Genomic DNA, 25,685 nt, shown 5'->3' with positions numbered 1-25,685 from the left:
CGTCAGCGCCCCTTGAACACCGGCGCGCGCTTCTCAAGGAACGCCATGCGCGCTTCCTTGGCATCCTCGGTCTTCGACAGCGCCATCGTGATGTTCTGCTCGAAGCGATAAGCATCGCGCGGCGGCATCAGCTCGACCATGTTGGCTGCATTCTTGGCGTACTCCATCGCAATCGGGCTCTTGGCTGCGATCTCACGCGCGATCTTCATTGCTTCGGGAATGAGATCTTCCTTGCTGGTACAGGCCTCGATGATGCCAAGGCGATAGAGCTCGGCCGCGGAAATCCGGACGCCGGTGAAGAACATCCGGCGCATCAGCGAACGGCCGAACAAAGTGTTGAGCATCGCCGCACCGCCAGCGAGGCCGACATTGATCTCGGGCATGCCGAACACAGCTTCTTCGGACGCGTAGAAGATGTCGCACGATGCCATCAGACCGAGGCCGGCGCCGAGCGCGACGCCGTTGATCGCTGCGATCACCGGCTTGGAGCACTCGCGAATGCAGTTGCCGGTCTCGCGGGTGATGCGGTTGTGATCATGGAATGCGCCGACCTTCGCCGGGTCTGGACGGTCCTTGAGATCGGCGCCGCTGCAAAACACCTTGCCGTTGCCGGTGAGGATCGCCACGCGAACATCGCTGCGCTCCGAAATCTGGTCGAACACCGCGACGATGCGATCGCGCATCGCGCGGTTGAGCGCGTTCACCGGAGGACGGTTCAGCGTCACGATTGCGATGTGGTCGGATACTTCGAGCGTCACGATGTCATCGGACATGGCTTCCTCCTGGCGCTTGCTTGATCTTGTTTCCGCGACCTCGGACGGTGGCTTCAAGCTACCTGACCGATCGGTCAGTCTATGCGCTGATAACACCAAGCTCGCGGTCTTGCAATAGCTGCGACGTTTGCGCGGTTGACTGACCGATCGGTCGGGACGTAGATTTCGATCAAATCAAATGAGGGAGGAACCGCCGTGGCACCTATCAGCCGACGTCAGGCCGCAATGCTCATGGCCAGCGCTATCGTTGCGCCATTTGCTGCACCTGCGATCGTCAGCGCGCGCTCGTCACAGACCGTCTTCATCATCGTGCCCTATGCGAGCGGCGGCTCGATCGACAGCCTGATGCGCGCGATCGCCAAGGGCATGTCCGAGGCGCTCGATCAGCCCGTGCTGGTCGACAACAAGCCAGGTGCGAACGGCATCGTCGGATCGCAATATGTGGCGCGCGCGGCCAAGGATGGTTCGGTGCTCCTCGCCGGCGGCACTGGTCCGATCTCGCTCAACGTGCTGCTGCGCAAGAACTTGCCGTACAAGCTTGCGGATTTCGCATCCGTCGCCATGCTCTGCAATGGCCCGCTGTCGCTGACCGTGAACGCGAAGATGCCGGTCACCGATATGAAAAGTTTTGTCGGTTACGCCAAGGGTCGCGACAAGCCGATGTTCTATGCCACGCTGGGACCGGGCAGCGTGACGCACCTGTTTGGGATCATGATGGGGAAATCGATGGGCTTTGCAGTTACCGACGTCGCCTATCGCAACAATCCGGCCTCGGTGATGGAACTGCTATCGGGCGAGTGCGACCTCAACTTTGCGACGCCGGCTGCCGTGATCGAGCACGTCAAGGCCGGCAAGCTCCGCTTGCTCGCCGTTTCCTCCGACCAGCGCATGCCAAACCTGCCTGATGTCCCGACCTTTGCCGAGTCAGGCTATCCCGAGCTTTCGGCATCGTTCTGGACTGCGCTGCACGCGCCCGCTGGCACACCGCGCGAGGCGATCGACCGGCTCAACGCCGCCGCCAACGCGGCGATGCAAAAGCCTGAGATCGCCAGGCAGCTCGCGATCGACGGCCTGCAGGCCGATCTCGGGCCGCCTCAATTGCTCGATTCCCAGCTGAGCAAGGATGCCGCCCTGTGGGGACCGGTCATCACGGCGCAGCACATCGCGCTCGATTGAAGGCAGGCGCCTCTAGCGCGGCTTTCGCCGGGGCGACTTCGGCGGCTCGATGGTTGGCGGCCTCGCAGGACCGTCGGTCCGAAGGCCGTTGAATACCATGTCAAAAAAGATGTCGGCGATCTGCTCGGGTGTTGCCGATTTATTGGGATTGTACCAGCGATGCATCCAATTCAGCGACGACAGGATCAGCCGCCCCGTCATGGCAACATCGAGGTTGCGGATCTCGCCGGCGTCGATCGCTTCCTGGATCAATCCGCGCAGAAAGTGCTCGAATCGGTCGCGGCGCGTCATCCGTTCCTTTTGCCGGTGGCGATCGGGATCGTTCCAGAATGCGGTCGTCGATGCGATCCATGCCCAGCGGTAGCGCCGGAAATATTCCGCCGTCGCAACCATGAAGGCTCGGATCTTCTGCGACGGCGGACCGTCGGGAATCCGGTCGCGCACGAAAAGATACAGTTCCAGCGTCGAGCCGACAGCGACGCGCGCGTAGATTTCATCCTTGTTGGAGAAGTGATGATACAGCAGCGACTTCGAGATGCCGCAGGCCACCGCGATGTCGCGCATCGAGGTGCCGTCATAGCCCTTGGTGGCGAACAGACGCCCGGCCTCGCTCAGGATCTGCAGGACGCGATCGGACGCCTCCGCCTGGTTGGCGACCCCGTCCTTTGTCGTCGACAATTCAACCATCGAACCCGCAAATCTAGCCGGACATCTGGGTCGGCCGAACACTGATCTTCATGTGAAAACCAACGTAGTTTTTCGCCGACCGATCGGTCAAGTCCGCTCTGCAGAAGGGATCAAACGAGGTGCTCCCATGAACGCGCTCCCGCGCATCACCCGTATCGGCAAGACCAGGGACCGGCTTGGCGAGAGCCCGGTCTGGGATGACCGGACCCAGACGCTTTACTGGATCGATTCGCTCGCCGGACTGATCCGCAGGCTGTTGCCTGCGATCGGCGCGATCGATGAATTCTCGGTGCCCGCCCCGATCGGATCGCTCGCGCTCGCGCATGACGACCGCGCCGTGCTGGCGCTGCGCCACGGCTTTGCGCATTACAATTTCAGCACGCGGGAATGGACCGAGGGCCCCTCGATCGGCCTCGATCATCCGATGCTCCGCCTGAACGACGGCAAGGCCGACCCGTTCGGGCGCTTCCTGGCGGGCACAATGCACGGCGGCCGCGCGGAGGATGAAAAGCCGCTCGGCGGTCTGTATCGCATCGATGCGGCGGGCGCGATCGAGCAGCTCGAATCCGATCTCGCCGTGACCAACGGCCCCTGCTTCAGTCCGGACGGCCGGATATTTTATCTCGCGGACACGGCACGACGTATGATCTGGGCTTACGACTATCACCGCGACGGCCCGCTGCGGAACAAGCGCGTGTTCGCTGAGATGGACGCGCATGGCTCGGGCGGCGACGGCGCGACCGTCGATGCGGACGGCTATCTCTGGACCGTGCTGGTGCGGATCGGCGCCATCGCACGGTTCGCACCCGACGGAACAATGGTGCGCAAGATCGAGATGCCCGTCCGGCATCCGACCAGCGTGACCTTCGGCGGCCCCGGTCTCGACGTGCTCTATGTGACCTCGATCTCGCGCAGCACCCATCTCTTCGATGACAGCCCGGACGCCGGCGGATTGTTCGCCATCGAGAATCTCGGCGTGACGGGACTGCCTGCCCACAGGTTTGGCACACGCTGAAGGCGGCGCGTGGTGCTAGCCGGATCGCTTGATCAGCCGCGGCACGCTCTCGGCCATGTAGTCGACGAACACCCTGATTTTTTCCGGCAGATAGCTGCTCTGCTGGAACGTGGCGTAGATGCCTTCGTCGAAGGTCGAGTTGGTGACGCGAAAGCCCGGTAACAGACGCACCAGCCTCCCGTTCTTCACTTCGTCCGCGACCGTGTAGTCGTCGAGCAGCGCAATGCCGTGCCCGCGCACCGCGAGGTCGCACAGGATGATGCCATTATTGCTGCTGAATGAAAACGGCACGACGATCTCGCGCAGCCTGCTCTTGCGCATGAACTTCCAGACCACATCGTCGGGCCCCATCCAGTAGGTCAGGCAATTGTGGCCGACGAGATCATCCGGTCCGCGCAACTTTGGCTTCCGCGCGACGTAGTCGGGTGACGCCACGAGGATGCGTTCGCTCCGCACCAGCCGGCGCTGCATCAGGCCTGGATCCTTGGGCGCGGCGATCTGGAAATCGATGTCGAACTCCTCCTCACGAAGCTGGACGCGCCGTTCCGACAGCCGCAGTTCCACCTTCAGCTCCGGGTATAGCTCCTGGAACTGCGGGATCAATGGTGACAGCACCTTGATGCCGAACAGCGTCCGAGAATGAACGCGCAGCGTCCCCCGCGGCGCGGTCTGCAGCGCGAGCGCTGCAGCCTCCGCGTCTTCGATCCCGTGCAGCACCTGCTCGGTGCGCTGGAAGAAGATCTTGCCGGCATCGGTCAATCCGAGATGGCGCGTGCTGCGGTTGAGCAATTGCACGCCAAGCTGCGCCTCAAGCTCGCCGATGTAGCGCGACACGGATGCCGGCGAGAGCCCCGCGCGGCGCCCGGCCGCGGAAAAGCTGCCCTCGCGGACGGCGGCGACGAACAATTCCATGGCCTGGAGGCGATTCATCGATCTTTTCAGATTCTGCAAAAGACATGATCAGATTACGCCAATTGTTCGAAAAATCTCAAGCCGGTAGCCTGATGAGAACAGGTCGCAAAAGCGACTGGTCGGTTTGGCGGAGGATGCATCCATGGAATTCGGCGTATTCATCTTGGCTCAGCAGCGCGGCTATCATCAAAGCTCGCAGCAGGTCATCCACAACGCTGTCGAACAGACCGTGGCGGCTGAAGAGGCCGGCTTCGATACCGCATGGTACGCCGAGCACCACTTCAACAATTACAGCCTGTGTCCTTCGCCGCTGATGATGGTGGCGCACTGCGCCGGCCTCACCAAGCGCATCCGGCTCGGCACCGCGGTCTGCGTGCTGCCGCTGTATCATCCGGCGCGGCTGCTCGGCGAGATCGGCTTCGCCGATACCGTTTCGAACGGCCGCCTCGATCTCGGCATCGGCTCGGGCTATCAGCAATTCGAGTTCGACCGCTTCGGCGTCGACCTCAAGGATTCGCACTCGCTGTTTGCCGAGTTCTACGACGTGCTGCATGCCGGCATGCAGGAGCGGATCTTTTCCTACGCCGGCCAGCACCTGAAGATTCCGCCGACCTCGATTGCCGTGCGCACCGTGCAGACCCCGATGCCGCCGATCTGGGTAACGTCCGGCCATGCCGAGACCCTCGGCCGCGCCATCCGCGACAACCACAATCTGTTCGTGACCGCTCTCCTCAATGGCACCAATGCCATCAAGGCACTGCGCGAGCGGCTCGAAGGCATTGCGGCCCAGGAAGGCCGGTCGATCGACGCCACCCGCTTCGGCTTCCTGCGCTGCGCCTATGCCAGCGACAATGACAGCGAGGTCACCTCCTATCTCGACAATGCCCGCTTCCAGCGCCGGCTCTCCGAAAGCCTGAAATTCCGCCGCGCCCAGAGCGACGACGGCTATCTGATCAAGGAACAGGCCGGGCCCAACGATATGAGCCTGGAGACCATGCGCAACAACCTGCCGGTCGGCAGCGTCAACCAGGTGATCGACCGCATGCTGGAGGAGATCAGCATCCTCAAGCCGTCGCATATCGCGGTGCAGACCCAACTCGGCGACTTCGACCAGCGCACCATGCTGAAGCAGATCGAGCTGTGGGGGAGCAAGATCATCCCCGCGATCCGGAAGGAACTGCGCAGCGGCCGCAAGGATGCGAGGGTCGCCGGCGAAGCAGTGTCGGCTTGACGTCGGCAAGTCCGAAGGTGTTGGCCATGGCTCACCAGAAGTTTCCGCAAGGAGCCGATCGCCACTCGGTCGATGCCACGGAGTTTCGCCGTGCCATGGGCAATCTGGCCGGCGGCGTCGCCATCGTGGCGACCGGCGCGGATGCCGACCGGCGAGGGCTGACTGTCAGCTCGGTCACCTCGCTCTGCATGGATCCGCCCTGCCTGCTGGTCGGCATCAATGCGAGCTCCGAGACCCATGACGCGATCCTCGCCAATGGCAGCTTTGCCGTCAGCCTGCTCGGCAGCGGCCAGCAGGATCTGGCGCTGCGCTTCGCCGGCCGTGACGGCGTCAAGGGCGCCCAACGTTTTGCGACCGCGCCCTGGGACCAGGGCCTGCTCGACGTCCCCGTACTGCGGGATGCGATCGGCGCGGTCGAATGCGAGCTCTACCAGCACCAGGCGGTCGGCACTCACGGCATCTTCATCGGCCGGATCGTGGCGACGCGCGGCGGCGACGGCGGCCCTCTGATCAATTTCCAAGGCGCGCTGCGCACCCTGCTGCATTCGTGATAGAGACGGCGCGAAAGGGCAGAACCATGATCATCGCATGCTCGTCCAACGAGGTCCGGCTGACCGAGCCGTCCGACTTCCGCAAGTTCAAGCTGGTGCTGAAGGGCCAAGCCGCCGCGCGAGCCGCCACGACGAGAGGAATCATGTTCGTCGATGACAACAACGTGCTTGTCCCCATCGATCTTGTCCCGACCCTGCCCGGGCGCCCCGACAACAGGACGTGGGATGCGGCTTACGCCGACATGGTTGCGAAGGCTCGTGAGCATGGCTGGATCGAAACGACGACCAATGCCATCCGAGCACATGTCGAACGCGAGCCCTAGCTTCGCGCCGTGATGTTTTTTGGAGAACTTCACCAGGGAGGAAATCGGGGAACGGCTCGGGCTCACCGGGGCACCCACCATCGCAGAACGGTCGCCAACAATTTAACGACGTCCTCGCCTTGGAAACAGCCGATCGCGAATGTAGCGCGAGGTCGGAGTCAATCTCGCGCCATGCGGCTTACGCCAAACTGCTCTATCGATCTCCTTCTTGTCGCCGACCTTCAAGCGTCCTGACACTTTCTTTGCCAGGAAAATCGCATCACTCATGCGGCGACCGGACCGGCGATTCTTCGCCTTCACTTCCTTCCAGAGTTTCAGCGGCCCAAGCTTCAGCTTGGGGAGCTCCTCCTTGATCTCACGACGAAGGCAGCGCCTGTCGCTCTCGCCGGCTCGCCGGCGGCCGCCTGGAAACATCCAGAGCCCGTCGCGCCTGCGTCTTACCATCAGGACGCGGCCTTTCTTTGCGACGACCAGCTTCGACGATTTCGCCATCACGACCAGTCCTGCTGCACCTGCTCTGCCAAGCTCTAGGCAAGATAGCCCTCAATCTACGGGCAAATGATCGCCTTGATGATTCCATCTCGTCGCGCGACCTGTTGCTCGAACGCGGCAGGTGCCTGGTCGAGCGAGAAGCGGTGCGTCGCCAGCGGCGTGAGCTTGACCTGTCCCCCCTGCGCAAGCGCGATGGCCCGCGGATAAACCTCCGGCATGCGACGCGAAAACTTAATTGATAAGCCCTTTCGGCGCGACTCCGCACCACTCAGGACGTACTGGTTGTTCTCGGGAATGCCGACGAGAACGATCCGGCCACCGATACGCGCACAGCGCGCCGCATGCTCGAAGCCGTGCGAGGAATCGGTCGCCTCGATCACCAGATCGACGCCGCGGCCTTCGGTGATGTCCCCGACCCCGGCGTAGCTACGGCACGCCACATCCGCACCGAGGTCGCACGCCAGCGCAGTACGCTGCTCGACCGGGTCGATCGCAATGATCTTTCCGGCACCGGCGAGCCGCGCGAGTTGCACCAACAACAAGCCCACCGGCCCGCAGCCGAGCACCGCCACGGATTCAAGAAGTCGCGGACGCGCCAGGTCCATGGCATGGATCGCGACGCCGAGCGTCTCCAGGATTGCTGCGCCGGCCGGGTCGATGCTGTCAGGCACCAAATGCACGGCGGATCTGGGCACGCAGACAAATTCGGCCATGGCGCCATTGTGTGGCGCGTAGCCGAGGAACTTCACATTGGGGCAAAGATTGGTATGGCCGCGGTGACACCATTCACAATGGCCGCATGGAATGGAAGGATCGACCGCCACCAACGCATCGGCCGAGAGTCCCGCCTTGCGTGCCGAGTCCGGCGTGAGGACACCCGAGAATTCATGGCCGAGGACGAACGGCCTGACGCGCGTCGGGCCGGTCGTTCCGCCCTCGAGGTAGGAATGCAGATCGCTGCCGCAGACGCCGACCGCCTTGACGCGGACGATGAGATCGTCCTCCGCCACCGGCCTCGGTTCGGGAATATCGAGGACGCGGATATCGCGAATGTCCTGGAGCACCGCAGCGCGCATGTCGACGCCATCTCTCTTTGAGCAATTGTCTTCGTGATATTACATATGTAATCATGACGTGACAAATGCTTTTGCGTCCGGGGACAGCGCGGTGCGATCGCGCCGGCATCGCGCCAGGGCACGGATTTGACACTCGTTACGAAAACAGGGCTATTTTTGCTTGTCGATCAGCTTCAGCGCGGCGACGGCGGCGTTCTCGTCCGTCACCAGGACCTTACCGATCCGGCCGCGCAGCACCGCGGCGATGATCGGCGCCTTGTTGAGGCCCCCGGCAATCAGCATCGAGGTCGGCACGCGCGCCAACTTTTCGAGCGGAAGCGCGATGGCGCGGCTGTTGATGCCGTGATCGATCGGCCGGCCGGATTTGTCGAGAAACTGCGCGAGCACGTCGCCGACGGCGCCTGCGGCCCGCAAATGCTCGATACGTACGTCCGGCGGCAGACCGTGCCGCACCAGCAGCGACCGCGGGGTCAGATCTCCCATGCTCAACAGCGCAAGATCGATCTGCTCGACGCTGTTCAGCACCTCCTGATAGACCTCCTGGGCCAGGAAGGTGTCACGCGAGCGCCGGCTGCTGGCAAAAATCGGGGCGGCCAGATAGCTGCACTGGGCGTGCAGCCGGTGCGCGAGCTCGCCCGCGATTTCGAAGGTGTTGAGCTCGAGTCCGCGCGACAGGCCGCCCATCATGGAGACGATGGAGAGCTCGGGGTAGTCCGCCGGCGTGACGTAGCGGATGGTCTCGCGCAAGGTCGCGCCCCAGCCGATACCGATGATGCGCGGCCGCTTCTGCTCAAGGAATTTCGACAAATGCGCTCCCGCCGCCATCCCGATCAGGCTTCCGACCTGCTCGGGGTTCTCCGGGGTCGGGATGACGACTGCATCCTCGAGGCCGCACTCGCGACGCAACCGGTGCTCCAGCTCCGTGCAGCTCGCAAAGGCGGAGTTGAGGCTGATGTTGACGATGCCGGTCTGCCGGGCATCCGACAACATGCGGTTGACGCGGGCACGCGTCAGCCCCAGCCGCTCGCCGATCTCGGCCTGGGTCAGGTTCTCCATGTAGTAGAGCCAGGCGACCCGCAGGATGGTTTGATCAGTCACGGCGCAGCCCCCCGCAGCGGCCTCAAGGCATAATCAGACGTTCGGAGCATTTGAGGCGATCTTTCGGTGGTCGTCAAACGCGGGGCCATCCGGACGCTCGTCATGCGGCCTTCGCCCCCGGCACGCCGTCCTCGACCACAAAGGTCGTCAGCCGGCGCACGGCGCTCCTGACGTCCTTGACGTCGTCGAGCGCCTCGAATCCTACAGTGCAATGCCGGGTGTCGAGCTCGACGGTCGCATAGCCGCGCTTGTCGCCACGCGCATAGACGAGATGTTGATTTTCCGCCAGCGCCTTGCGCACACCGGTCTCGCTCGGTCCGTCCGAACTGATGGAGGTGCCGACGAACTCGGTCGCGATAGTCGGACCATCCGGCCGGGCAAAATCATGCTTCAGATCGGCGGTAAAGAAGGCGTGACGGTCGCCGCCGATCACGATCGAGTTGCGCCGGCGATGCGCGACAAGCGAATCAAGAAGACGACGCCGGGCGTTGGGATAGCCGTCCCAGCCGTCCATCCAGAAATGCGCGCCATCATCCCCTTCCCGCTTGTCCTGCGCCATCAATGTCTGCTGCGCGACGATCGTCCAGCGGCCGCGACAGTCGCGCAGGCGCGCATCGAGCCATTGTTCCTGTCGCTCGCCCAGCATCGTCCGCGCCTCGTCCGTCCGGCCTGCACAATCAGTCGCCCAGGTCGGACGCTTGCTTCCGACACAGGCCGATGCCGAGCGATATTGCCGGTCGTCGAGCAGCAGCGCGTCGAGCATGTCGCCGAAGCGATAGTGCTCGTAGATCGTTGCATCCGCGCCCCGTGGGCGGGCCGAGGGCGGCAGTGGCATGTGCTCGTAATAGGCCTGATAGGCGGCCGCACGGATCTTGAGGAACTGGCCGGGATCGCGCACGGTGTAGGAGCGATCATTGGCATAGTCGTCCATCACCTCGTGGTCGTCCCAGACCGAAAGCCAGGGGAAGGCAGCGTGCGCCGCTTGCAGGTCAAGATCGCTCTTGTAGAGCGCGTAGCGGTTGCGGAATTCCTCGAGCGTCGTCGGGATTCCGACGCCGTGCTGGCGGACGTGGTGCGATCCCCAGGATTTCTCATAGATGTAGTCGCCGAGATGCACGACCAGGTCGAGATCGCGTGCGGCCATGTCGCGGTAAGCGGTAAAATAGCCCTGCTCGTATTGCTGGCAGGATGCGAAGGCAAAACGGAAAGGACGCCCGGACTCGGCCGGCGCGGTTCGGGTGCGTCCGACCAGGCTGAGGGCCGGACCGGCGCGGAAGCGGTACCAGTAGACGCGATCGGGCCGCAATCCCGTCACCTCGGCATGCACGGAATGCGCAAGCTCCGCTGCCGACCGCACGACGCCGCGGGAGGCGATGCGCGAGAAGGCCTCGTCCTCAGCAACCTGCCACTCGACGTCCACCGGAGCATCCCGCATGCCGCCGCCTTCGAGAGGTTGTGGCGCAAGGCGGGTCCACAGCATGACGCCATCCTGTCGCGGGCATCCGGACGCGACACCGAGCGTGAAGGGATCTGCACTGAACGAGACCGGCGCTCCCCGCACGAACCCGGCGGGCGCAGCGAAGGCGACGCTCGCCAGCGATCCCACGAGAAAGCGGCGGCGGGCAATCATGGACGCGCGGGCGCGGTTGCGAGCTTGCGGCGAATGCTCACGGCGAGATCGGGCCGGTCGGTCGTGATCTGCCGCACTGGTTGGGCAAGCCAGTAGGCGATATCCTCTGGCTCATTGGTCACCCATGCGCCGAGACGCTCGGATCCGAGCACTTTAAGGGCGAGCGGCAGCGTGAACCCCAGAAGCGATTTTTCAACCGCGACGATGCAGCCGGGAATGGCGGCGAATTGCGCCAGCGCGGATGCAATTCCGCCCATCATCTCCGCCGAACGGCGGTCGAGCGAGGCGAGCACCCGCGCCTCCGGCCATAGCCGGCGCACGGTCTCGATCACGCCCGGCACGAAGCAGGTGATGACGGCACGCCGTTCCAGACCCCGGCGCCTGATGTCGTCGATCAGCCGCGCCTCCAGACCCGAATAGGGATTACCGAGCGCATCCGTCTTAATCTCAATGTGGAGCTCGAGCGTCGTTTCGACGAACACGTCGAGCACGTCGTCCAAGGTCGGAATGCACTCATCGCCGGCGTCGCGAAGACGCGTCGCCGTCAAGCGCCTCAGACTGCGCTCGCCAACGGGTCCGCTATCGAACGTGGTGCGGTCCAGCAGCGGATCATGGATCACGACCAGCCCGCCATCCGCGCTTTGATGGACGTCGAACTCGACCGCATCGACCCCCTCCTTGCATAGGTTGCGGAAGCCCGTCAGGCTGTTCTCCGGCCAAAGATTGCGCGCGCCGCGATGCCCGGCGATGAAAACCATGATCGATCCCTACTTGCTGCTGTCGATAAGACCCTTGATGAACCAGCGCTGCAACAGCAGGACGACCAGCGCTGGCGGCAACATCGTGAGGAGCGCGCCGCTCATGGCGATGTTCCAGGCTGGCTCGCTGTCGGAGCGCGGAATCAGACCCTTCAATGCGATGACCGCCGTGGCCATGTCCTTGTCGGTCGTGAACAGCAACGGCCAGAGATACTGATTCCAGCCGAACAGGAACAGGATGATGGCGAGCGCCACCATGTTCGGAACGGAGAGCGGCAGCAGGATGCTCCAGAAGAAGTGCAGCGGCGACGCTCCGTCCAGCCTCGCCGCCTCGCACAGCTCGTCCGGGACCGTCAGGAAGAACTGGCGAAACAGGAACGTGGCCGTGGCCGAGGCGATCAGCGGCAGGATCAGCCCGGGATAGGTGTTGACCATGTTCCATTCGAGCGCGATCGCGATGTCGTGACCGCTGATCCAACCCCACAGATCCGCCAAATGCAGGGTGTCGATGAGCCATTGCAGAGGCAGCGCTGCATTGGCCACGGCTTCGAAGGTCGGCACGATCCGAACCTCGATTGGCAGCATCAGCGAGACGAAGATGAGCCAGAATGCCAGCATTCGGTAGCGGAATCGAAAGTAGGTGATCGCGAAGGCCGACAGCAGCGATACCGCGATCTTTCCGGCGGTAATGCCGAGCGCCACGACGATAGAGTTGGTGAAGGTGCGGCTGAAATTGCCCTTGCTCCACGCCAATTGCAGGTTGTCGAAGAACTGGCTGCCGGGGAGCCACGGCAGCGGCACCCTCTGAACCTCGGCGACCGTGAGCGAGCCCGCCACGAATGCGAAATACAGCGGAATGCAGACCGTCAGCGCCCCGGCGATCAGGATCGCGTGACAGACCATGCTAAGGACCGGTGAGCGCTCGACCATACGGCTAGACTCCGTAATTGACCTTACGGTCGAAGTAGCGGAACTGCAGCAGCGTGCAGATCAGCGCGAAGCTCATCAGAAGAACAGATTGCGCGGCTGAAGAGCCGAGGTCGAGATTGACGAAGCCATCGACGAAGACTTTGTAGACCAGAATGTTGGTTGCGCCGGCCGGACCGCCTTTGGTGACGGCATCGATGATGGCGAAGGTTTCGAAGAAGCCATAGATGAAGTTCATCACGGTGAGAAAGAAGATGGTAGGCCCGAGCATCGGCAGCGCGATCGAGACGAAGCGCCGGATCGGACCGGCGCCGTCCACCGCGGCGGCCTCCATGAGCGATACCGGCACCGCGAGCAGACCCACGACCAGGAAGATGTAGTCGTAGCAGATGTGCTTCCATGACGCTGCGAGTGTAACCAGGATCAGCGCGTCGGTCGGATTGAGGTTGGGATCCCAGGCAATGCCGAAACTGTGCAGCACCTGCGCGAGCGGGCCAACCGCCGGATTGAACAGGAAGGCCCACAGGATACCGGCAATCGCGGGCGCAATTGCATAGGGCAACAGAATGATCGTGCGATAGATCGAACGACCGCGCACGATCCTGTCAGTGGCAAAGGCGAGCACCAGCGCGCTCCCCAGCGTGAGTACGTTCTGCGCCACCGTGAACCAGAACGTCACCGCGATCGACTGGCGATACTCGCTACTCGCAAACAGCATCTTGAAATTGTCGAACCACACGAACTGGACGTTGGTTCCAAAGGGATCACTGAGCAGGACGGATTGCGTCAGCGCCCGCAGCGACGGGATGAAGAAGAAGAACAGCAGGATCAGCAATTGCGGCAGCAACAGCAACGTCGGCAGGCCGGGGCCATCGCCGAAATTGGCTCGCTTCAGTCCTGCCTCTTGCTCACGGCGCCGCGCCTTTACGGGTGCTCGGGATCCACCGGCCACCGCACCCGTCCCGACCTTGGACTGGCCGCCCCCGTGCCTTTGAAGCACGGGTGCGCGCCCATCACGCCAAGGAATGGATAGTCGTAAAGTCATGGACGCTCGGTTTCCGGAGTCTTCCCGGCGTTGAGCTTCTCGAATTGCCGCAAGATCTCGTTGCCCCGCTTGACAGCGTCATCCATCGCCTGCTGCGGCTGCTTCTGACCGGCAAAGACAGCCTCCACCTCCTGGCGCTGGGCCAGCATCGTCTGCACGAAATTGCCGAAGCGGAAGCCGCGCGAGTTCTCATTCGGCGTGCCACGCGAGAGCTGTAGCACGGCAATTTCTCTGGTCGGGTGATCCTTGTAGTAGCCACGTTCCCGCGCAAGCGCATAGGCCCGGTTCGTGGCGGGAACGTAGCCGGTTGCGCCATGCCACCACACCTGAGTTTCCGGCTGGGCGACAAAGTTCAGAAAGGCCGCGACGGCTTCGTATCGCTCCGGCGTGTGGCCCTTCAGGACCCAGATGGCGCCGCCGCCGATGGTGCTGTTGAGGGGCGGATTGACATCGCTCTCGTGCGGCAGGAAGGTCGCGCTCCAGTTGATGGTCGCGTTGCGCTCGATATTACCATGCGATGCGGTCGAATTGACGAACGTCGAGCACCGTCCCGACGTGAACAACTGCTCTGGGCTGAAGCCTTGGCCCGCGATCTGCATCACGCCATCGTCGAGCCACTTCTTCAAGCGCGCGACTTGCGAGACCACCTTGGTCTTGTTGTAGACGAACTCAGTCCCAAGCCCGTCAAAGCCGTTTGCGAGCGTGCCATAAGGCTGGTTGTTGATGGCGCTGTAGTTCTCAAGCAGGCTCCAGTAGAAATCGCCGGGCAGCACCGTGCCGCATTCGCTAATGCCCTTGGACTTGATGGTGTAGAGCTGCTTCTCCAACTCCTGCCAGGTGTCAGCCGGCTTGTCGAAACCGGCCTTCTGGAAGTGATCCTTGTTGTACCAGAAGATCGGCGTCGATGAGTTGAACGGCATCGCCGACATCCGCCCCTTGTAGCTCCAGAAGCTTGCCACAGGCTTGATGAAGTCCGAGAAGTCGATCTTGTAACCCTTCTGGTCCATCAAGTCCTGAACGGGTACTACGGCCCCAGAGAGCAGCATCGTCATGTAACCGCGCTCGGCGATCTGCACCATTTCCGGTGGCCGCTTGGCGCGATAGGCGGCGATCACCCCGTTCGTCACCTCATCATAATTGCCCTTAGCGACGGCGACGACGGTGTATTTGTCCTGCGATGTGTTGAACTTCTCGACAAGCTCATTGAGCCGGTCGGCCAGGACGCCGCTCATGGCGTGCCACCATTGCACCTCGACCCGCGCCTGTACCGGACCGGCCAATGCCAACGCGCCGAACAAGGCCGCAATGAATGCGACTTTCCTACCCATGGGCAGCCCTCCCTGGCCAGGCAGGACGCCCGGCTTTTACATTTGTATTCCTATCATGACATATGTGTCGAGATGATGAAAGAGGGTCGGCTCGCGTCGGGCAGCTTTCGCCCGGCCTGGCGCGGGCACAGGCGAATTAGATAAAGCTCGCAAAGGCGTCCCGTTGCGCCGCCGTCAGATGCAAGCCATGTTTGGTACGCCGATCCAGAAAGTCCTGAGGCTCCCTGGCCCACTCGCTCTCGCGTAAAAACGTTGCCTCACGTTCGTAAAAGTCTCCACCGAAATGCCGACCGAGATCGGCCGAGACACGGGCCGAACCAAGCAGTTCGCGCGCCCGCGTGCCATACAGGCGCGCATAGTGGTGGATCAGCTTGCGCGGAAGGTCGGAATATTCGCCTGCCAGCTGGACGATAAAGGCATCGAAGTCACCACCGATGTCGCCGCCGGGCAGCGGCCTTCCCGCCGTCCAGCCCGGCGACATCTTCGGAAACCATGCCTCAAGTCGCTGCAACGCATGCTCCGCGAGCCGACGGTAGGTCGTGATCTTGCCACCGAAGATCGAGAGCAGCGGCGGCACGCCCTGCTCGCCGTGAACCTCGAAAACATAGTCGCGCGTCACCGCGGACGGGTTTTCGGCATTGTCGTCATAGAGCGGCCGAACACCGGAAAATGCATGGACGATCTCCTGCTCCGACGGGGGGACACGAAAGTAACGGCGCAACACGCCCAGCAGATAGACGATCTCGGTGTCGTCGATCGCGACGTCCTCGGCGCGGCCATCATAGGAGATGTCCGTCGTGCCGATCAGTGCGAGGTCTTTCTCGTAAGGATTGACGAAGATGACGCGACGGTCCTCGTTCTGGAGCAGATAGGCCTGCGCTCCGCTCCAGAATTTCGGCACCACGATATGGCTGCCCTTGACCAGCCGCACATTGTGCGACGAATTCAGCCCGACGACATCTTGCACAACGTCCTGGACCCACGGCCCCGCCGCGTTGACCAGCGCGCGCGCCCGGACGGTGTGCCTGCCGCCGTCATCCCCCTGCATCTCCAGCTGCCATGCGTCCCCTTCCCGGCGCGCACTTAGGGCGCGGGTGCGGGGCAGGATGATGGCGCCGTTGCGCGCGGCATCAACCAGATTGAGGATCACGAGCCGTGCGTCATCGACCCAGCAGTCCGAATATTCAAAGCCACGCCTGAATTCGGAGCGCAGCGGCGCGCCCTCCGGCGCATGCGCAAGATCGAGACCCCTGCTCGACGGCAGCCGCTTGCGGCCACCGAGATGGTCGTAGAGAAACAAGCCGGTGAGGATCAGCCAGGCCGGCCGCTGCTCCGGCGAGTGCGGCAGCACGAAGCGCATCGGCCAGATGATGTGCGGCGCGGACGCGAGCAGCACCTCGCGCTCGATCAAGGCTTCGCGCACCAAGCGAAATTCATAATATTCGAGATAGCGCAAACCGCCGTGAACGAGCTTGCCCGAGCGCGACGAGGTGCCTTCCGCAAAGTCACCCTTCTCGCACAGCAGGACCTTCAGGCCGCGGCCCGCCGCATCGCGCGCGATGCCGGCTCCATTGATGCCACCGCCGATTATCGCGATGTCGACCAGCCCACGATCCCTGCCCGCGCGCGGCGCAGCCTCCGTCATCACGTCCTGCTGCGCTTCTTCTCGATCCGTTGTCGCGCGGCCGCCCTTGCCGATGCGCCTGCCTTACCCAGCTTTGCCTTCGACGCCTTGGATTTGGGTTGCTGGAGGCCATAGGTTGAGAAGCCCTTCGCCGTGTCGGCGATCTCCGCTTCGCTGAGAATGTGAGGCGATCCCAATGCCAGCGAGAGGTAATATTGACGCGCGATGGTCTCGAGCTCGACCGCCAGCCACATCGCCTTGTCGAGGTTTGCGCCGACCGCGATCATGCCATGATTGGCCAGCAGGCAGCCGTTGCGGCCTTCGAGCGCGGCGAGCGCCAGCTCGGATAATTCCGCCGTGCCGTAGCGGGCGTAGCCGGCGCAGCGGATGTCATTGCCTCCGAACGCGGCCATCATGTAGTGGCAGGCGGGGATCGGCTTGCGCGCGATCGCAAGCACCGTGGCGTAGGTGGAATGGGTATGAACGACGCTGCCGACGTCGGGGCGGCCGCGCATGATGTCGAGATGGAAGCGCCATTCGGTCGACGGCTGCAACGGCCCATCCCAGGAGCCGTAGTCACTTTCAAGCGGCATCGAGGCGATCATCTCCGGCTTCATCGCGTCATAGGGTGTCGCCGACGGCGTGATCAGCATCCGATCCTTGTAGCGGGCGGAGATGTTGCCTGACGTCCCCTGATTGAGCCCTGAAGCGTTCATCCATCGGCACTTGGCGATGATCGCCTCGCGCAACTGTCGCTCCTCACGGGTCATGGCAAGATACCTTTCGTCTTCAGCACGGATTGAGCGGCGGCTCGCCGGCGAGATAGCGGCGAACCTCTTCGGCTGCCTGATCGGCGGCAATGGTGACGGTGCGCAACGAGGCCCCCGCAATGTGGGGCGTCAGCGTGACGTTGGGCAGCTGCAGGAGCGGCCAGTCGGCCGGCACCGGCTCCACGGCAAAGGTGTCGAGCATGGCCCCGCCGAGCCGTCCGGCGGAGAGCGCCTCGTAAAGCGCCGTGTAGTCGACCAGTGGCCCCCGCGCCGTATTGATGAGGATGGCGCCCGGCTTGACCTGCGCCAACGCCGCGCGATCGATGAAGCCGGTAGTCTCGGCGGTCACCCGCGCATGCAGGCTGATCACGTCGGCGCGCGCCAAGAGCTCGCTCAAGCCGACGTGCTCGACGCCGTCATTGCGATCCTGCGCGCTGAGCTGGACGTATGGGTCCGTCACCAGGATCCTGCACCCGAATGCCTTGAGCAGTTTCACCACGCGGGTGCCAATCGCGCCATAGCCGACGATGCCGACGGTCATCTCGCCGAGCTCGCGCCCGGTGCGATCGGCGCGGTAGAGATCGCCGCGCCATTCGCCGCCGCGCAAGGATTCGTGCCCACTGCGGATCAGGCGCGTTTCGGCGAGAATGGCGCCGATGGTGAACTCGGCCACCGCACTGGCATTGCGGCCTGGCGTGTTGACCACGAGCACCTTGTGATCGCGCGCTGCCTGCATGTCAATGTTGACCGGGCCGCCGCGCGACACCGCAATGAACTTAAGCTTCGGCAGCCGCTGCAGCATCGACCGCGAGATCGGCGCGAGATGCGTGACCAGCAGCGCGGCATCGCCGATGAACTCCGCGACCTCATCCGGGTCGCCCATGAACTCCTTCAGTCCGTCGAGCTTGGAGCCGGCATAGCCGTGCTCCATCGGCTCGTCCGGCCAGGGTTGCTCCAGGACGCGGATGTCGATGCCGTTGCCGCAAGCCGCCGTGATCCGTTCGGCAAAGACGCTCGGCAGCATGAAGCGGTCACCCACGATGGCAATGGTCTTAGGCATGACCGGCTCCCGCACGCACGGCCGCGAGTTGCTTCCAGACCGGCCGCGCCGCGAGCCTGGCCTCGAGATAGGCCGGAAACAGCCGCGCATAGCGCGACACCAAGGCCGCATCCGGCGTTTGCGGCGCAGCGAGATACGGCCGCACCCACACATCCGTACAGGCCGTCATGTCCGGATAGAGGCCGGTCGCCACTGCCGCGATCATGGCGGCGCCCGCAGCTCCCGCTTCGCCGCGACTACAGACACAAACGTTGCATTCCAGCGCAGCACCGAGGATCGCGCCGAGCGCCCGGCTTCGCGCCGCACCACCGGTGATGCGCACGTCCCGCGGCAGCGCGCCCATCGCGGCGTAGCAATCACGGGCGGCGAAGGCGAGCCCTTCCATGACCGCGCGCATCAGATCCCAATAGCCGTGGCGTGTGCGCAAGCCCAGGAATTGCGCACAGGCTTCATGGGCGACGAATGGGCCGCGCTCGCCGGCATCGGAAATGAAGGGATGGAATAGGAGCTCGCCGGGCCGCGCCTCGAGCACGTGGTCGTCGAGTCGACGGATCAGGTCGGCGCGCGAACGCGTAATGCCCTCGGCGGCGAGCAGGTCGCGCGCGAGGTCGAGGAGCCAGTCGATGTTCAGCGTCGCCGCCATGTTCGATTGCATCTGGGCATAGTGACCGGGGACCGGAAACGGCATGGTATAGCCGGTCGCCTCGGCGTTGAGGACCACCGCATTGGCGCTTGGCGCCAGCCGCATATGCATGCCGGTCGAGCCGATGATGGTGCAGCCGACATCCGGCGCCGGATCGTAGAGCCCGGCCCCCAGCGCATTGCAGATGACGTCGACATAGCCGAGCGAGACCGGAACGCCCTGCGGCAGTCCGATCTCGAGCGCTGCGCCGGCATTCAGCGGATGCGTGGTCACGACGCCGTCGACGACGTCCGGAAACAGGGCCATGCAATCGGCGATTCCGATCAGGCGCGCCGTTTCCGCGTCAAAGCGGCGCTTGCGGAAATCGCCGCAGGAGAAGGTCGCCTCCGACGGATCGGTTGCACGCTCGCCGGTGAGCAGGAAATAGAGCCAGTCCTTGCAATGAAAGGCCGTGCGGGCGCGCGACAGGCTGTCGGGCGCATGCGCCTGCAACCAGGCCAGTTGCGGCCCCTGCTGGCAGGCGTTCAGCCCCGAGCCGGTCCGCCGATAGAGCGCCGCATTGCGCTCGCTGGCGCGGATGTCCCCGACGAGACTGGCCGCGCGCGAGTCGAGCCAGAGCAGCGCCGGCGCGACGGGACGCCCATCATCGTCGATCAGCCAAGTGCCATCGCCCTGCCCTGTCACCGCGATGGCGGCGAGCCGCGAGGCAAGATCGGGTATCGCCGCTCCCAGACCGCGCAGTGCGGCGACCGTATCGTTCCAGGTCCGCGTCATGTCCTGCTCGACATGTCCGCCGGCCGACGTCGTGTAGCTGTTCGGAAGCGCGTATTCGCCGAGCTGCCGGCCATCGCGCGTGAACGCGACCGTCTTGATCAAGGAAGTGCCGGCATCAATGCCGATGATGACGTCGCGACCCGGCTCGGTGCTCATGATCAGGCTGCCTCCGCGTGGCGAATGCAGTTGCCGTCGGCGCCGAACACATGAAGGTGCCGCGTCTCCAGCGCGAAGGGAATAATGTCCCCTGGTCGCGCGGCGATCTTGTTCGGCGTCACCGCAATGAGGAGACGGCCCTCGCGTTCACCTGCGACATGCGACTGGTCGCCCAGCCACTGGTTTGAGACGACGCGCACGCGCACATCCCCGTTGCCGACGGAAATCTTCTGCGGCCTGATGCCGATCCGGACACGCGGGCTCTGCTCGAGCGCGCGGCCCGCGGCCGGGTCGAGCGTCCGCCCATCGAGCTGAAACGAGACATCCGGGCCGATCGAGAGACGAAAGCCGCCGTCGGCGCGAGCGACTTCGGTCTCGAGCAGGTTCATCGGTGGCTCGCCGATGAAGCTCGCAACGAACAGGTTCGCGGGATGATCCTTCAACTCCCGTTCGCTCGCGAACTGCTGAAGCACACCATCTTCCATGACCGCGATTCGGTCGGCGAGCGCGCTGGCCTCGGTCTGGTCATGGGTGACGAATATCGCCGTCATCCCGCGCTCAGCAAGCAGCCCCTTGATCCGGCCGCGCAGCACCGCGCGGAGCTGCGGCTCGAGCTGGCCCATCGGCTCGTCCAGCAGATACAGATCGGCATCGCGCACCAAGGCGCGCGCCAGCGAGACCCGTTGCTGCTGCCCTCCGGAGATCGAGCGCGGATAGCTGTCGAGAATGTCCTCGATTTCCACCAGCCGCGCGATCGCCTCGACCCGGCGGGAGACCTCGCCATGCGAGAGCTGCTGCGCCTTCAAGGCGAAGGCGATGTTTTCGCGAACGGTGAGCGGCGGGTAGAGCGAATAGCCTTCAAAGGCCATCGCCACCTTGCGCCTCGCCGGCGGCAATTCGTCGATCCGGCGCTGGCCGAGCGTGATCGTCCCCGAGGTGACGCTCTCGAAGCCCGCGATCATCCGCAGGGTCGAAGTCTTGCCGCAGCCCGACGACCCCAACAGCGCGACGATCTCCCCCTTGTCGACCTCCATATCCAGCGCGCGCACGGCGTGAACCGGCGGCTTGCCGCGGCTCTGGTAGACCTTGTCGACCTTCCTGATCTCCAGCACGCCCATCCTCACAGAGCTCCCATCATGCCGCCTGCCGCCGAGGCGACAGGTCCAAACGCAGGCCTGTCGTGCGGTCAAACAAGAGAGCCGCCTCGGGCGCGAAGCGAACGAAGACGCCATCCTCCGCACTTGCCATGGCGGAGTCCTGTGGCAGGGCGGCCAGCCATTCGGTCCCGTCGGAGAAGCGCAGAAGCAGCACGGCTTTTTCGTGCATCGGTGTGATGGCGACGATGCGCGCCGGAATGGCATTTTCGCTTGGTTGGCGGGTGATGACGAGATCATCCGGGCGCACGCCAAGCCAGCACGGACCATGATCGACGGCCGCACGGTCGGCGGTATCGAGACGAACGAACGTCCCCGCCACCTCCGCGCTGAGACCGCCCTGCCCTGCGGCCGGCTCGACCTCTGCCAGATTGATGCTGGGATCGCCGAACAGGCGCGCGACGGCAACGGATGCCGGCCTGACATAGATCTCCTCGGGACGCGCGACCTGCACCAGATGCCCGTCGACCAGGACCGCGATCCGGTCGGCGATCGCCATCGCCTCCCGATAGTCCTGGGTGACATAGAGCACCGCAGCCGAGCTCCGCCGGAGCAGGCTCGGCAGTTCGAGCCGCATCTCGTAGCGGAGTTTGGCATCGACGTTGCGCAAGGGATCATCGAGCAGCAGCACATCGGGATTGCCGACCAGCGCGCGGGCAAGCGCGGTGCGTTGCTTCTGCCCGTTCGACAATTCGCGGGGCATGTGGCCTAGCACATGCTCGATCTTCAGAAGCCGGCTGATCGATTTGACCCGGCTCGCGACTTCGGCCGCGCCCGCCCTGGCACGCAAGCCGCTTGCGATATTGGCCTGCGCACTCATGTGGGGAAACAGGGCGAAGTTCTGGAACGCCATGCCGATCCCGCGGTGCTCGGGCGGCGCCCCCACGATCGATTGACCGCCGACCAGAATGTCGCCTTCGTCCGGTTCGAACATGCCGGCGATCATGCGCAAGAGCACGGTCTTGCCGCTGCCGGACGGGCCGAACACAGCGACGATCTCGCCGGGTTCGACGGCCAGCGAAACATCCTCGGCGCAGCGGACCGGGCCGAATGACTTGCCGACAGCGTTGAGCTCAAGACGCGCCATGGCCTCAGCCTTTCACCGCACCGAGCGACAAGCCTTCCACAAGATAGCGCTGCGCATAGAGCGCGAGCAGCAGGGTCGGCGTGACGGAGAGCACGATCGCCGCTGCGATCTGGCCGTACTGAATGCCTGAGGCGGTGACGAAAGCCAGCGCACCAACAGTCACTGGCTGCTTGTCGGCCGAGGCCAGGATCAGCGCGAACACGAAATTGTTCCAGCAGAAGATGAAGGAGAGCAGACCGGCCGCCGCGATGCCGGGCCCGGCGAGCGGCACCGCGATCCGTGTGAACGCCTCGCGCCAGGTATGACCGGCAAGACGATAGGCGTGCTCGATGTCCGGACTAATGTCCTCGAAATAGCCGCGCACGATCCACAGGATCAGCGGCAGCGCGATGAGCTGGTAAACCCAGACGATGCCGAAATAGGTGTCGTTGAGCCCGAGCTGCTGGTAGTAGAGCGACAGTGGCAGCAGCACCAGCAGCGGAGGGGCGAAGCGAAACGACAACAGCGTGAATGCGATGGTTTCGCCGAGCCGAAACTTGAACCGCGCAAAGGCGTAGGCCGCGGGCACGCCAAGCAGCAAGGCAAGGACCACGGCTGCGCTCGACAGCGCGAAACTGTTCACAAGGTTGCGCATGAACGATATTTCGAGATTACCGGCGGCGGTCCGGAGCTGTCCTGAAATCAGCGCCTGGTAATTGGCGAGCGTCGGCTCGAAGAGGATGCGCGGCGGAATCCGCAGGATCTGCTCATTGGTCTGGAACGACATCAGGAAGATCCAGACGATCGGAAACATGAAGAAGACGAGCACAAGCGCGAGCGCGACGCCGCGGAAGATACGACCTGCGAGACTGGAATGATCCATCGCCGTCTTCCCGTCCCTCACGCGTGGCCGTGGGCGCGCGCCCGCAGCCGCAGCCAGTTCTTGATGAAGATGTTCGAGAGGATATTGGTGATCAGCCACAGGATCATCAGCAACGCCGCCGAACGTCCGACATTGGTATATTGGAAGAATTCGAGATAGGCCTGGACCTGGAACACCATCAGCCGATCGCCGGGGCCGCCTTGTGTCATCGCGTAGACGATGTCGAACTGCTGGATCGAATCCAGCAGGCGAAACAGCGAGGCGGTGATGATGTAGGGCGCAAGCATCGGTAACGTGATGCGGAAGAAGACAAAGCTTGCCGGGACACCATCGAGCGCCGCTGCCTCGAACGGCTGGCGCGGCAGCGAGCGCAAGCCCGCCAGGAGCAGGATCATGATGAAGGGCGTATAGACCCAGACATCCACCAGCACCACCGTGAACAATGCAGTCGAGGGATCGGATGCCCATTTGAAATCATGCACGCCGAACAGGCTCACGAGATAGGATAGGATGCCGAAGCTCGGGTTGGTCATGAGCTTCCACATCAGCGCGGCGATCGCGGGCGCCGTCATCAGCGGCAACAGCAGGACGATCGACACTGCGTTATGGAAGCGTGTGGGACGCCGCAGCAGCAAGGCGATGCCGAGGCCGAGCAGCAGTTCGAGCACCACTGTCAGTGCGGTATAGATGAGCGAGATGCGAAGCGTATTCCAGAAGGCGGGATCGGAGAGAAAATCGATGTAATTGTCGATCCCAATGAAGCCGCGCAGATATGGCAGGTTCAGCCGGTAGCGCTGGAGCGAATAAACTGCCGCTGTCACGAAGGGAACGAGGATGGCGATGCAGACGAGCAGAGCCGGCAGGCTCAGCACATAGGGCAGCATCCGCCCACGCAGCCTCGTGGTGCGGCGCGGTAGCACATTCGTCTGGGACAATTGGACCATGCTCATGACGATACCGGATCACGCATTGGCTTCAACACCGCCGGCCCGGATCGGATAGGCGTTCCGAACCGGCGGGTTGGCGTGGCGCGGAGGAATCGGGCACCACGCGAGGCGTCGATGGCGGCAAAGTCAGCCAAGACCTGCCTGCTTGAGCTGACGATTGATGCTGTCGGCTAGCTTGTCGAGCCCCTCGTCTACGCTGACCTCCTTCGCCACCATCTTCTGGAGCGAGGCGGCCCATTCCGTCGTCAGGTCGAAGAACAACGGCTGGGCCGTGAAGTAGATCTTGGCGCCCGGCGACGACAGATCATGCTGCTCGAGATAGCCCGGATAGGACTTCGCGATGCGGTCGCGGAATTCGCTGTCTTTCCACACCGACGCGCGCACCGGATTGACGAAATCCATCTTGCGGGCTCCGAACAGATCGTGCTCGGTCGAGGCTGCCCATTGCATGAACAGCCAGGCCGCGTCCTTCTGCTTGGAGAAGCTGGAGAGCGCGAGCGACCAGATCCAGACGTTCGGCGTCGGCGCCTTGGCGGCCGGATTTGCCGCGAACGGCGCGTAGCCGAGATGACCCCTCTCCTTGTTCTCGCCGCCGTTCATGAAGTAGCCGAGAATATCGGCGTCGAAGATCATGCCGGAGGCGCCGGCGCCAAGGTCCGTGCCGACCTGGTACCAGGTGTAGGTCGACCAGTTCTTCGGTCCCGAGGTCTGGATCATCTTGACCCATTTCTCGTGGAACTCCTTGGAGGCCTTGGTGTTCATGGCGGCCTTCAGCTTGCCGCCTTCCATCACGAAATCCTTCTGGCCGAAATTCGAGTAGGCGGACAGGAATCCGGGATGGATCGTGGCCCAGGAGCGTGAGCCGCGGACGCCGACGCCATAAGGCCCGCCTGCATCCTTGGTGATCTTGGCGGCGACATCGAGCATCTCGTCGAGATTCTTCGGCGGCTTGACACCAACCTTGTCGAAGATGTTGCGGTTGTAAGTGATATTGTTGAGCTCATAACCCCAGGGAATGCACCATTGCTTGGCCTTGCCCGAGCCGAGTTCGGAGCCGGCAACGCCGTCCCACGCCGTCGAGGACCGAAGGCCGGGAAGCACGTCGTCCCAAGCAAAGGCCGGGTTAGTCTTTGCGGGGTCCTTGATATAGGCGTTGAGATCCTCGATCCAGCCGGCCGGACCGTAGGTCCAGGTCATGTAGGCACCGGTCATGAAGGCGTCGTACTGGTCCGATTTCGAGGACAGCGCCGCGGTGACCTTGTCGAAATAGACATCCTCCGGGAAGATATCGTAGGCGACGTTCATCCCCGTAAGCGACTTGAAGGCTTCGATATCGCCAATCATCGCATCGACGTAGGGGTGCTTGTTCAACAGCAGCTTGACGGTCTTGCCGCTATAGGCCTTCCAGTTGAAGTCCGCCGCCATGGCCCGCGACATCGCGGCGACGTAGGCGGAGTTGGCGGCAACGCCGGCGATGCCGAGCTTTGCGGCACCATCCAGCAGATCACGCCGGCTGATGCGCTTGGCGGCGTAGGAATCGAATAGATTCTTCTCGCGATCGTGCATGAGTAACCTCCCGTTATGAG

25 protein-coding genes are annotated in these 25,685 nt (G+C 63.5%); 5 read left to right on the top strand and 20 right to left on the bottom strand.

What is annotated here, in order from left to right:
- Positions 1-2 precede the first annotated feature (2 nt).
- Complete coding sequence (locus LRP30_RS15270) at positions 3-773, bottom strand: enoyl-CoA hydratase/isomerase family protein (RefSeq protein ID WP_091887778.1); 771 nt, start codon at positions 771-773, stop codon at positions 3-5.
- 231 nt (positions 774-1,004) lie between these two features.
- Between LRP30_RS15270 and LRP30_RS15265 the strand changes: the two genes are divergently transcribed.
- Positions 1,005-1,949 (top strand): tripartite tricarboxylate transporter substrate binding protein, encoded by a 945-nt coding sequence (locus LRP30_RS15265; RefSeq protein WP_249760865.1) that lies wholly within the window; start codon positions 1,005-1,007, stop codon positions 1,947-1,949.
- Positions 1,950-1,961: 12 nt separating this feature from the next.
- Here LRP30_RS15265 and LRP30_RS15260 read toward each other — a convergent pair whose 3' ends face one another.
- Entirely contained in the window at positions 1,962-2,636 is a 675-nt protein-coding gene (locus LRP30_RS15260; protein ID WP_249760864.1) for a TetR/AcrR family transcriptional regulator, read from the bottom strand.
- 127 nt (positions 2,637-2,763) lie between these two features.
- Between LRP30_RS15260 and LRP30_RS15255 the strand changes: the two genes are divergently transcribed.
- Positions 2,764-3,651 carry an SMP-30/gluconolactonase/LRE family protein gene (locus tag LRP30_RS15255; protein ID WP_249760863.1) on the top strand — a complete coding sequence of 296 codons (888 nt, stop codon included), beginning with the start codon at positions 2,764-2,766 and terminating at the stop codon, positions 3,649-3,651.
- 15 nt (positions 3,652-3,666) lie between these two features.
- On the opposite strand, the gene LRP30_RS15250 is transcribed toward LRP30_RS15255, so the two are convergent.
- The gene (locus LRP30_RS15250; RefSeq protein ID WP_249760862.1) at positions 3,667-4,581 is read right to left on the bottom strand and encodes a LysR family transcriptional regulator; all 915 of its coding nucleotides are present in this window, start codon (positions 4,579-4,581) and stop codon (positions 3,667-3,669) included.
- A gap of 124 nt (positions 4,582-4,705) precedes the next feature.
- On the opposite strand from LRP30_RS15250, the gene LRP30_RS15245 reads away from it, so the two are divergent.
- From LRP30_RS15245 to LRP30_RS15235, 3 genes are read left to right on the top strand one after another with little or no spacing between them, the layout of a single operon-like run.
- Positions 4,706-5,794 carry an LLM class flavin-dependent oxidoreductase gene (locus tag LRP30_RS15245; protein ID WP_249760861.1) on the top strand — a complete coding sequence of 363 codons (1,089 nt, stop codon included), beginning with the start codon at positions 4,706-4,708 and terminating at the stop codon, positions 5,792-5,794.
- A gap of 26 nt (positions 5,795-5,820) precedes the next feature.
- Positions 5,821-6,345, top strand: coding sequence for a flavin reductase family protein (locus tag LRP30_RS15240; protein WP_249760860.1), 525 nt, complete (start codon positions 5,821-5,823; stop codon positions 6,343-6,345).
- Positions 6,346-6,371: 26 nt separating this feature from the next.
- A complete protein-coding gene (locus LRP30_RS15235; protein WP_249760859.1) occupies positions 6,372-6,668 on the top strand; it encodes a hypothetical protein in 297 nt (98 codons plus the stop codon).
- A gap of 102 nt (positions 6,669-6,770) precedes the next feature.
- Here the strand turns inward: LRP30_RS15235 and LRP30_RS15230 are convergent, their stop codons facing one another.
- The 17 genes from LRP30_RS15230 to LRP30_RS15150 form a co-directional block, all read right to left on the bottom strand.
- On the bottom strand, positions 6,771-7,160 hold the full coding sequence (locus tag LRP30_RS15230) for an NUDIX hydrolase (protein WP_128934670.1): 390 nt from the start codon (positions 7,158-7,160) through the stop codon (positions 6,771-6,773).
- A 56-nt stretch (positions 7,161-7,216) separates the two neighbouring features.
- On the bottom strand, positions 7,217-8,236 hold the full coding sequence (locus LRP30_RS15225; protein WP_249760858.1) for an alcohol dehydrogenase catalytic domain-containing protein: 1,020 nt from the start codon (positions 8,234-8,236) through the stop codon (positions 7,217-7,219).
- Between the two features lie 150 nt (positions 8,237-8,386).
- Complete coding sequence (locus LRP30_RS15220) at positions 8,387-9,334, bottom strand: sugar-binding transcriptional regulator (RefSeq protein ID WP_249760857.1); 948 nt, start codon at positions 9,332-9,334, stop codon at positions 8,387-8,389.
- A gap of 100 nt (positions 9,335-9,434) precedes the next feature.
- Positions 9,435-10,814 (bottom strand): alkaline phosphatase D family protein, encoded by a 1,380-nt coding sequence (locus LRP30_RS15215; RefSeq protein ID WP_249760856.1) that lies wholly within the window; start codon positions 10,812-10,814, stop codon positions 9,435-9,437.
- A gap of 146 nt (positions 10,815-10,960) precedes the next feature.
- Positions 10,961-11,722: a glycerophosphodiester phosphodiesterase family protein gene (locus LRP30_RS15210; protein WP_249760855.1), complete on the bottom strand. Its 762-nt coding sequence runs from the start codon at positions 11,720-11,722 to the stop codon at positions 10,961-10,963.
- 9 nt (positions 11,723-11,731) lie between these two features.
- Positions 11,732-12,652 (bottom strand): ABC transporter permease subunit, encoded by a 921-nt coding sequence (locus tag LRP30_RS15205; RefSeq protein ID WP_249760854.1) that lies wholly within the window; start codon positions 12,650-12,652, stop codon positions 11,732-11,734.
- A 4-nt stretch (positions 12,653-12,656) separates the two neighbouring features.
- Entirely contained in the window at positions 12,657-13,601 is a 945-nt protein-coding gene (locus LRP30_RS15200; RefSeq protein WP_249761759.1) for an ABC transporter permease subunit, read from the bottom strand.
- A gap of 89 nt (positions 13,602-13,690) precedes the next feature.
- The gene (locus tag LRP30_RS15195; RefSeq protein ID WP_249760853.1) at positions 13,691-15,022 is read right to left on the bottom strand and encodes an extracellular solute-binding protein; all 1,332 of its coding nucleotides are present in this window, start codon (positions 15,020-15,022) and stop codon (positions 13,691-13,693) included.
- Between the two features lie 136 nt (positions 15,023-15,158).
- Positions 15,159-16,667: a glycerol-3-phosphate dehydrogenase gene (locus tag LRP30_RS15190; RefSeq protein ID WP_249760852.1), complete on the bottom strand. Its 1,509-nt coding sequence runs from the start codon at positions 16,665-16,667 to the stop codon at positions 15,159-15,161.
- Positions 16,667-17,416, bottom strand: a complete 750-nt coding sequence (locus LRP30_RS15185; RefSeq protein WP_249760851.1) for a class II aldolase/adducin family protein — start codon at positions 17,414-17,416, stop codon at positions 16,667-16,669. Before LRP30_RS15185 ends, LRP30_RS15190 begins: the two co-directional genes overlap by 1 nt.
- Before the next feature lie 19 nt (positions 17,417-17,435).
- Positions 17,436-18,476: a 2-hydroxyacid dehydrogenase gene (locus LRP30_RS15180; RefSeq protein ID WP_249760850.1), complete on the bottom strand. Its 1,041-nt coding sequence runs from the start codon at positions 18,474-18,476 to the stop codon at positions 17,436-17,438.
- Positions 18,469-20,049 carry an FGGY-family carbohydrate kinase gene (locus LRP30_RS15175; protein ID WP_249760849.1) on the bottom strand — a complete coding sequence of 527 codons (1,581 nt, stop codon included), beginning with the start codon at positions 20,047-20,049 and terminating at the stop codon, positions 18,469-18,471. Before LRP30_RS15175 ends, LRP30_RS15180 begins: the two co-directional genes overlap by 8 nt.
- 2 nt (positions 20,050-20,051) lie before the next feature.
- Complete coding sequence (locus LRP30_RS15170) at positions 20,052-21,167, bottom strand: ABC transporter ATP-binding protein (RefSeq protein ID WP_249760848.1); 1,116 nt, start codon at positions 21,165-21,167, stop codon at positions 20,052-20,054.
- A gap of 16 nt (positions 21,168-21,183) precedes the next feature.
- Positions 21,184-22,290, bottom strand: a complete 1,107-nt coding sequence (locus tag LRP30_RS15165; RefSeq protein ID WP_249760847.1) for an ABC transporter ATP-binding protein — start codon at positions 22,288-22,290, stop codon at positions 21,184-21,186.
- A gap of 4 nt (positions 22,291-22,294) precedes the next feature.
- Positions 22,295-23,152: a carbohydrate ABC transporter permease gene (locus LRP30_RS15160; RefSeq protein ID WP_091887484.1), complete on the bottom strand. Its 858-nt coding sequence runs from the start codon at positions 23,150-23,152 to the stop codon at positions 22,295-22,297.
- Positions 23,153-23,169: 17 nt separating this feature from the next.
- Entirely contained in the window at positions 23,170-24,096 is a 927-nt protein-coding gene (locus LRP30_RS15155; RefSeq protein ID WP_176945595.1) for a sugar ABC transporter permease, read from the bottom strand.
- A gap of 129 nt (positions 24,097-24,225) precedes the next feature.
- On the bottom strand, positions 24,226-25,665 hold the full coding sequence (locus LRP30_RS15150) for an extracellular solute-binding protein (RefSeq protein WP_128934684.1): 1,440 nt from the start codon (positions 25,663-25,665) through the stop codon (positions 24,226-24,228).
- Positions 25,666-25,685: the final 20 nt, after the last annotated feature.

Origin of the sequence: Bradyrhizobium sp. C-145 (genome assembly GCF_023375135.1) — a bacterium.
Classification (GTDB): domain Bacteria; phylum Pseudomonadota; class Alphaproteobacteria; order Rhizobiales; family Xanthobacteraceae; genus Bradyrhizobium; species Bradyrhizobium zhanjiangense.
This window is presented reverse-complemented; position numbering and strand designations above follow the sequence as displayed.

Coding starts and splice junctions, on each gene's coding strand:
- LRP30_RS15170 (WP_249760848.1), bottom strand. CDS start 21,167: ATGGGCGTGCTGGAGATCAGGAAGGTCGACAAGGTCTACCAGAGCCGC.
- LRP30_RS15165 (WP_249760847.1), bottom strand. CDS start 22,290: ATGGCGCGTCTTGAGCTCAACGCTGTCGGCAAGTCATTCGGCCCGGTC.
- LRP30_RS15270 (WP_091887778.1), bottom strand. CDS start 773: ATGTCCGATGACATCGTGACGCTCGAAGTATCCGACCACATCGCAATC.
- LRP30_RS15195 (WP_249760853.1), bottom strand. CDS start 15,022: ATGGGTAGGAAAGTCGCATTCATTGCGGCCTTGTTCGGCGCGTTGGCA.
- LRP30_RS15245 (WP_249760861.1), top strand. CDS start 4,706: ATGGAATTCGGCGTATTCATCTTGGCTCAGCAGCGCGGCTATCATCAA.
- LRP30_RS15175 (WP_249760849.1), bottom strand. CDS start 20,049: ATGAGCACCGAGCCGGGTCGCGACGTCATCATCGGCATTGATGCCGGC.
- LRP30_RS15215 (WP_249760856.1), bottom strand. CDS start 10,814: ATGCTGTGGACCCGCCTTGCGCCACAACCTCTCGAAGGCGGCGGCATG.
- LRP30_RS15150 (WP_128934684.1), bottom strand. CDS start 25,665: ATGCACGATCGCGAGAAGAATCTATTCGATTCCTACGCCGCCAAGCGC.
- LRP30_RS15235 (WP_249760859.1), top strand. CDS start 6,372: ATGATCATCGCATGCTCGTCCAACGAGGTCCGGCTGACCGAGCCGTCC.
- LRP30_RS15230 (WP_128934670.1), bottom strand. CDS start 7,160: ATGGCGAAATCGTCGAAGCTGGTCGTCGCAAAGAAAGGCCGCGTCCTG.
- LRP30_RS15240 (WP_249760860.1), top strand. CDS start 5,821: ATGGCTCACCAGAAGTTTCCGCAAGGAGCCGATCGCCACTCGGTCGAT.
- LRP30_RS15260 (WP_249760864.1), bottom strand. CDS start 2,636: ATGGTTGAATTGTCGACGACAAAGGACGGGGTCGCCAACCAGGCGGAG.
- LRP30_RS15205 (WP_249760854.1), bottom strand. CDS start 12,652: ATGGTCGAGCGCTCACCGGTCCTTAGCATGGTCTGTCACGCGATCCTG.
- LRP30_RS15155 (WP_176945595.1), bottom strand. CDS start 24,096: ATGGTCCAATTGTCCCAGACGAATGTGCTACCGCGCCGCACCACGAGG.
- LRP30_RS15180 (WP_249760850.1), bottom strand. CDS start 18,476: ATGCCTAAGACCATTGCCATCGTGGGTGACCGCTTCATGCTGCCGAGC.
- LRP30_RS15265 (WP_249760865.1), top strand. CDS start 1,005: ATGGCCAGCGCTATCGTTGCGCCATTTGCTGCACCTGCGATCGTCAGC.
- LRP30_RS15160 (WP_091887484.1), bottom strand. CDS start 23,152: ATGGATCATTCCAGTCTCGCAGGTCGTATCTTCCGCGGCGTCGCGCTC.
- LRP30_RS15250 (WP_249760862.1), bottom strand. CDS start 4,581: ATGAATCGCCTCCAGGCCATGGAATTGTTCGTCGCCGCCGTCCGCGAG.
- LRP30_RS15190 (WP_249760852.1), bottom strand. CDS start 16,667: ATGACGGAGGCTGCGCCGCGCGCGGGCAGGGATCGTGGGCTGGTCGAC.
- LRP30_RS15185 (WP_249760851.1), bottom strand. CDS start 17,416: ATGACCCGTGAGGAGCGACAGTTGCGCGAGGCGATCATCGCCAAGTGC.
- LRP30_RS15255 (WP_249760863.1), top strand. CDS start 2,764: ATGAACGCGCTCCCGCGCATCACCCGTATCGGCAAGACCAGGGACCGG.
- LRP30_RS15210 (WP_249760855.1), bottom strand. CDS start 11,722: ATGGTTTTCATCGCCGGGCATCGCGGCGCGCGCAATCTTTGGCCGGAG.
- LRP30_RS15225 (WP_249760858.1), bottom strand. CDS start 8,236: ATGCGCGCTGCGGTGCTCCAGGACATTCGCGATATCCGCGTCCTCGAT.